Annotated in this window: 5 protein-coding genes and 1 pseudogene; all 6 read right to left on the reverse strand. The window is 70.7% G+C overall.

Translation table 11 applies throughout. From position 1 onward, the window contains the following. The coding region (locus IH13_RS0106430) for an EamA family transporter (protein ID WP_031081788.1) at positions 1-394 on the reverse strand (394 nt) is incomplete at its 3' end. 149 nt (positions 395-543) lie between these two features. Further along, entirely contained in the window at positions 544-2502 is a 1959-nt protein-coding gene (locus tag IH13_RS0106435) for an APC family permease (protein ID WP_031081790.1), read from the reverse strand. 120 nt (positions 2503-2622) lie between these two features. After that, positions 2623-3681: a 2-oxoacid:ferredoxin oxidoreductase subunit beta gene (locus tag IH13_RS0106440; protein ID WP_031081792.1), complete on the reverse strand. Its 1059-nt coding sequence runs from the start codon at positions 3679-3681 to the stop codon at positions 2623-2625. After that, positions 3674-5629 carry a 2-oxoacid:acceptor oxidoreductase subunit alpha gene (locus IH13_RS0106445; protein WP_031081794.1) on the reverse strand — a complete coding sequence of 652 codons (1956 nt, stop codon included), beginning with the start codon at positions 5627-5629 and terminating at the stop codon, positions 3674-3676. The genes IH13_RS0106440 and IH13_RS0106445 overlap by 8 nt, the downstream gene beginning before the upstream one ends. A 196-nt stretch (positions 5630-5825) precedes the next feature. Then, the gene (locus IH13_RS0106450) at positions 5826-6485 is read right to left on the reverse strand and encodes a response regulator transcription factor (protein WP_031081797.1); all 660 of its coding nucleotides are present in this window, start codon (positions 6483-6485) and stop codon (positions 5826-5828) included. A 251-nt stretch (positions 6486-6736) separates the two neighbouring features. Then, positions 6737-7009, reverse strand: a pseudogene (locus tag IH13_RS44395) (sensor histidine kinase); the annotation flags it as partial.

Below are 7009 nucleotides of genomic sequence, written 5' to 3' on the forward strand. Positions count from 1 at the left end.
CCCACTGCGCGGGCCGAAGCCGCTCGCCGAGCAGCAGGACGCCCATGGCGATGGTGACGAGCGGGTTGATGAAGTAGCCGAGTGAGGCCTCGACGACATGGCCGTTGTTGACCGACCAGATGTACAGGCCCCAGTTGACCGCGATGACGGTCGCGGCGAGCGCGATGAGGCCCAGCCGCCCCGGCTGCCGGAGCAGCTCGCGTATCCAGGCCCAGCGGCGCAGGGCCAGCAGGGCGATCCCCACCACGCCCAGCGACCAGACCATCCGGTGGGCGAGGATCTCCACCGCGCCCGACGGCTCCAGCAGCGGCCAAAAGAGGGGCACCAGACCCCACATCGCGTACGCCCCGACTCCGTACAGCAGGCCTGCCCGCTGTTCGTTCTTTCCCTCCACGGGCCCTCCCGGCGCTCCTGGGCCGGCCCACCGGCCGACTGCACGACGGTAACGCCGGAAGGGCCGCCTGTCATAGCCGTCTCAGGGAAACGGTCATGACAGGCGGCCGGTGGTCCACAGGGCGTTTCCCGTACGGCGCGCCGGCGCGCTCAGTCGGGCTGAGGCGCCCGCCCCTCCTCCAGGGCGTGCAGTGCGCGTGAGACGTCGAACGGCAGGATCGTCACGGCGACGTGCGGCAGGGCGCCCAGCGTCTTCGCCATCCCTTCGCCCGTGCCCCGGTGCAGCAGCTTCCCCAGCACGTGGCGGTAGAGCCGCCGCGGTACCAGGACCGTCAGCGAGGTGTCCCCGTCGGCGGTGGTGCGGGCCGCCAGCTCCACCATGGCGTGGTGCAGCCGCCGGTCGGGACAGGCCACGACGTCCAGGGGGACGGAGGTCGCGGTCGTGTCCTCCCACCGGGCCGCCAGCCGGTCCGCGTACGGCTCGTCGATCGCGAAGTGCACCGCCCTGATCCCGTCCGGATGCAGCTCGTGGGCGTAGCGCAGGCACTTCAGGGTCGCCAGGTCGAGCCGTTCGACGAGGACGAACACCAGGTGACGGCGGGTGAGCGGCCGGTCGGCCCCCGGGGGCTGGATGCCCTCCAGCGCGGCGGCCTCGCTCCGGTACTCGCGGTTGATGCGGATCAGCGCCCACACCCCGGCCGGGAAGACCACCACGACGAGCCAGGCGCCCTCGGTGAACTTGGTGACCGCGAAGATCAGCACCACCGCCGCCGAGATGGCCGAAGCGAGGCCGTTCACCACGATCTTGGTCCGGCGGCGCGGTTCGCGGCGCCTGAGGTGGTACGCGGTGAGACCGGCACCGGCCATGGTGAAGGCGGTGAACACACCGATCGCGTACAGCGCGACCAGCTTGTCCACGCTGGCGCCGGTGGCCAGGAGCAGCGCCAGCGAGATGACGGCGAGGCAGATGATGCCGTTGGAGAACGCCAGCCGGTGCCCCCGCCGGGTCAGCACCCGCGGCAGGAACCGGTCCTGGGCCACGAAGCTCGCCAGGAACGGGAAGCCGGTGAAGGGGGTGTTGGCCCCCGTGTACAGCACCAGCGCCGTCGCCAGCTGGACGAAGACCAGTCCCACCGTGCCCACCACCCCGTCCCCGAACGCGAGACGGGCCTCCTGCGCGATGACGGTCGGCGTGCCGTCCGTGTAGGGGATGGCGTGGGTGAAGTGCGCCAGCGTGGACACGCCCAGGACGAGGATCCCGAGCGCGCAGCCCATGGTGATCATCGTGCGGCGGGCGTTGCGGCCCTGCGGCTCACGGAACGCGGAGATGCCGTTCGAGATGGCCTCCAGCCCGGTCAGCGAGGAGCCGCCGTTGGCGAACGCCCGCAACACGAGGAACAGGGACGCCCCGTACAGCCAGCCGCTGCCCTCGGTGCCGAGCGGGACGGCGCCCGGGGCGTGCACATCGGCGTGCGGCAGGTTCCCGGACAGGCCGCGCACGGCCGCGACGACGATGACCAGGCCGATCGCCGTCATGAAGAGGTAGGCGGGGAGGGCGAAGAGCCGCCCGGCCTCCCGGACGCCCCGCAGGTTCCCGTACGCGAGCACCACGATGGCCAGGACGGAGAGGGGGAGCTGGAAGCGGTCCATGCCGGTCCAGCCGCCCCCGGTCAGGTGCGCCAGCGAGATCAGCGCGTTGGTGCCCGCCGACACCTGGACGGCGACGGTGACCACGTAGTCGACGAGCAGGGCGACGGCGGCGACCTGGGCGATGTCCGGCCCGAAGTTCTCGCGGGCCACGACGTACGAACCGCCCGCCCGCGTGTAGATCATGACGACGTCGCTGTAGCAGAGGGTCAGCAGCACCAGGACGAGCAGGATCGCCCCGGTCACCGGCATGAGCAGGGTGAAGGCACCCAGCCCCGCGGCCGGCACCAGGACCCGGAGCATCTGCTCCGAGCCGTACGCCGAGGAGCTGACGCAGTCCGACGCCAGGACCCCGAGGGCGGTCCGGTTGCTCAGCTTCTCGTCGCGGACACGGTCACTGGTGAGCGCCTTGCCGAGCAGGTGGTTCTTGACCCGGTACCCCGGGCCGCTGTCCAGGGCCATGGCGCCATGATGGGTCGCCCGGGCAGGCCCCGGACGGCCAAACGCCGGGCGGGCGGAAAGGTCTGCCCGTCCGGCGCTGTGGTGCGGCGCCCCGGCCGCCCGGGACGCCGCGCGGGTCCGTCAGCCGACGACGGTCCAGGTGTCGTTGCCCGCCAGCAGGGCGGCCAGGTCGCCCTTGCCCCGCTGCTCGACGGCGGCGTCGAGCTGGTCGGACATCAGGCTGTCGTAGACCGGGCGTTCCACGCTCCGCAGCACACCGATCGGGGTGTGGTGCAGCGTGTCGGGGTCGGCGAGCCGGGAGAGGGCGAACGCGGTCGTCGGGCTGGGGTTGTGGGCGTCGTGGACGAGGATCCGGGACCGGTTCTCCTCCGTGACGGTGACGACCTCCAGGTCACCGGTGAGCGGATCGCGCACCACGCCCTTCGAGTCGTCGGTCCCGAAGAGGATGGGCCGGCCGTGTTCGAGGCGGATGACCGCCTCCTGGGCCTTCTCCTTGTCCTTCAGCACCTCGAAGGCGCCGTCGTTGAAGATGTTGCAGTTCTGGTAGATCTCCACGAGCGCGGTGCCGGGGTGGTCGGCCGCCGCCCGCAGCACGCTCGTCAGGTGCTTGCGGTCGGAGTCCACGGTCCGCGCCACGAAGGACGCCTCGGCGCCCAGCGCCAGCGAGACCGGGTTGAACGGCGCGTCCAGCGAGCCCATCGGCGTCGACTTGGTGATCTTGCCGATCTCCGAGGTGGGGCTGTACTGCCCCTTCGTCAGGCCGTAGATCCTGTTGTTGAACAGCAGGATCTTCAGGTTGACGTTGCGGCGCAGCGCGTGGATGAGGTGGTTGCCGCCGATGGACAGCGCGTCGCCGTCGCCCGTGACGACCCACACCGACAGGTCCCGCCGCGAGGTCGCCAGGCCCGTCGCGATGGACGGGGCACGGCCGTGGATGGAGTGCATCCCGTAGGTGTTCATGTAGTACGGGAAGCGGGACGAGCAGCCGATGCCGGAGACGAACGTGATGTTCTCCTTGGCCAGCCCGAGCTCCGGCATGAAGCCCTGCACGGCGGCGAGGACCGCGTAGTCCCCGCACCCCGGGCACCAGCGCACCTCCTGGTCGGACTTGAAGTCCTTCATGGACTGCTTGCCCTCGGCCTTGGGGACCAGCTGGAGGAGTTCGTTGGCGTCAGGCATCGATGGCCTCCTTGAGGGCGGTGGCGAGCTGCTCGGCCTTGAAGGGCATGCCGTTGACCTGGTTGAAGCTCTGCACGTCCACCAGGTACCTGGCCCGCAGCAGGGTGGCGAGCTGGCCCAGGTTCATCTCCGGGACGACCACCCGGTCGTAGCGGGCCAGCACCTCGCCGAGATTGCCCGGGAAGGGGTTGAGGTGCCGCAGATGGGCCTGGGCGATGGTGTCGCCCGCCGCCCGCAGCCGGCGGACCGCCGCGGTGATCGGGCCGTACGTCGAACCCCAGCCCAGCACCAGCGTCCGGGCGTCCGCCGGGTCGTCGACCTCCAGCTCCGGCACCGCGATGCCGTCGATCTTCGCCTGGCGGGTGCGCACCATGAAGTCGTGGTTGGCCGGGTCGTACGAGATGTTGCCCGTGCCGTCCTGCTTCTCGATGCCCCCGATCCGGTGCTCCAGACCGGGTGTGCCCGGCACCGCCCACGGACGGGCCAGCGTCTCGGGGTCGCGCTTGTAGGGCCAGAACACCTCGGTGCCGTCGGCCAGTTCGTGGTTGGGGCCGGTCGCGAACCGGGTCCGCAGGTCCGGAAGGCCCTCCACCTCGGGGATCCGCCACGGCTCCGAGCCGTTCGCCAGGTAGCCGTCCGACAGCAGGAAGACCGGGGTGCGGTACGTCAGGGCGATCCGCGCCGCGTCCATCGCCGCGTCGAAGCAGTCCGCCGGGGTACGGGAGGCGACGACCGGGACCGGCGCCTCGCCGTTCCTCCCGTACATCGCCTGGAGCAGGTCGGCCTGCTCGGTCTTGGTGGGCAGGCCCGTGGACGGGCCGCCGCGCTGGATGTCCACGATCAGCAGCGGCAGCTCCAGCGAGACCGCCAGGCCGATGGTCTCCGACTTCAGCGCCACCCCGGGCCCCGACGTCGTCGTCACCGCGAGCGAACCGCCGAAGGCCGCGCCCAGCGCCGCCCCGATCCCCGCGATCTCGTCCTCCGCCTGAAAGGTCCGCACACCGAAGTTCTTGTGACGGCTGAGCTCGTGGAGGATGTCGGAGGCCGGAGTGATCGGGTACGAGCCCAGGTAGAGCGGCAGGTCCGCCTGGCGGGCCGCGGCGATCAGCCCGTAGGACAGCGCCAGGTTCCCGGAGATGTTGCGGTAGGTGCCCGTGGGGAACGCCTGGGAGGCGGGCGCCACCTCGTAGGAGACCGCGAAGTCCTCCGTGGTCTCACCGAAATTCCAGCCCGCCCGGAACGCCGCCACATTCGCCTCGGCGATCGCCTGCTTCTTGGCGAACTTCGTCCGGAGGAATTTCTCCGTCCCCTCGGTCGGACGGTTGTACATCCAGGAAAGCAGCCCCAGGGCGAACATATTTTTCGAGCGTTCGGCCTCCTTTCGGGAAAGACCGAACTCCTTCAGCGCCTCGATCGTCAGAGTCGTCAACGGCACGGGATGCACGTTGTACGCGTCGAGGGACCCGTCCTCCAGCGGAGATGTCTCGTAACCGACCTTCGCCATGGGGCGTTTCGTGAACTCGTCGGTGTTCACGATGATGTCGGCCCCGCGCGGCACATCGGCGATATTGGCCTTCAGTGCGGCGGGATTCATCGCGACCAGTACATTCGGCGCGTCGCCCGGCGTGAGGATGTCGTGGTCCGCGAAATGCAGCTGGAACGACGACACGCCCGGCAGCGTCCCGGCGGGCGCCCGGATCTCCGCGGGGAAGTTCGGCAGCGTCGACAGGTCGTTCCCGAACGACGCCGTCTCCGACGTGAAGCGGTCACCGGTCAGCTGCATGCCGTCGCCGGAGTCACCCGCGAAACGGATGATGACCCGGTCCAGACGACGGATTTCCTTTTCGCCCGCGGCCTCGGCGCCGAGCTGGGGGACACGTTGATCCCCGACAAGGGCCTCGTCGGCCTCGTCGGTCTTTCCGGCTGGGCTACTGACCTGGCTGGTCACTGAACTGGACCTCCCTCGGGGCGGCGGCTCGGGACCGGCCGGCCCGCCGGCGGTCCAGAGCCCCACCTTACTTCTGTAAGGGTCGCCTTCCTCGGACCGATCATATGGCCGAAGCGCTTTTGAGACAGGGATTCCCCGTGTTCCGTCGCACGTCACACGGGTCGCCGCGCGCGGCGGGAACTCCCCGCCCCCGGTCTCAGGAGTTGAGATACGTCAGGACGGCGAGAACTCGCCGGTGATCACCTTCGCTCGGCGACAGGCCCAGTTTCAGGAAGATGTTGCTGACGTGTTTCTCCACGGCCCCGTCACTCACCACCAGCTGTTTCGCGACCGCCGAGTTCGTCCGGCCCTCCGCCATCAGGCCGAGGACCTCCCGCTCGCGCGGTGTGAGCCCGGCCAGCACGTCCTGCTTGCGGCTCCGGCCCAGCAACTGCGCCACCACCTCCGGGTCCAGGGCCGTCCCGCCCTGGGCGACCCGCACCACCGCGTCCACGAACTCCCGGACATCGGCCACCCGGTCCTTGAGCAGATAGCCCACCCCCCGGCTGCTGCCGGCCAGCAGCTCGGTGGCGTACTGCTCCTCCACGTACTGGGAGAGGACCAGCACCCCGATGTCCGGGTAGTCCTTCCGCAGCCGCACCGCGGCCCGGACCCCCTCGTCGGTGTGGGTCGGCGGCATCCGCACGTCGGCGACCACCACGTCCGGCAGCTCGCCCTGCCCCGCGAGGTCGCCCACCGTCTTGATCAGCGCCTCGGCGTCCCCGACGCCCGCCACGACGTCGTGTCCGAGGTCGGTCAGCAGCCGGGTGAGTCCCTCCCGGAGCAGTACGGAATCCTCGGCGATGACGACGCGCACCCTGTTCTCCACGACGCTGTGTTCCCCCACTGTTGAAATCGTGCTCTGCGGCCGGTGCGCACGGCGTTGCCGGGACCGGCCCCGGGACCTCCAGCATCCCAGCATCGGAGCCCGAACGGGACGTCCCGGGGATCTTTCCGACCGCGACGTGCCCGCAGTGCCCCGGCCCCGCCGGAGCGGGGAGGGGCACTGCGGGCGTGGGCGGGCGGCGCTCCGTACGCCTCCCGGGCCGGCGGCCGGTCAGCCGCGCCAGGGCAGGTCACGACGAGCACACCGTCCACCGCGTCCAGCCGCTCGGCGAGCCCGGCCAGACCGCTGCCGGACGAGGCGTCGGCCCCGCCCCGGCCGTCGTCGGTGACCTGGAGCATCAGCCGGTCCGCCGTACGCCACACGTCGACCGTGGCCCGGGTGGCCCGGGAGTGCTTGCTGACGTTCTGGAGCAGTTCGGAGACGGTGAAGTACGCGATGCCCTCGATGGCCTGGGCGGGCCTGGACGCCAGATCCACCCCGACCGTGACGGGGAC

Source organism: Streptomyces sp. NRRL WC-3549, from assembly GCF_000721935.1.
Classification (GTDB): domain Bacteria; phylum Actinomycetota; class Actinomycetes; order Streptomycetales; family Streptomycetaceae; genus Streptomyces.

Coding starts and splice junctions, on each gene's coding strand:
- IH13_RS0106440 (WP_031081792.1), bottom strand. CDS start 3,681: ATGCCTGACGCCAACGAACTCCTCCAGCTGGTCCCCAAGGCCGAGGGC.
- IH13_RS0106435 (WP_031081790.1), bottom strand. CDS start 2,502: ATGGCCCTGGACAGCGGCCCGGGGTACCGGGTCAAGAACCACCTGCTC.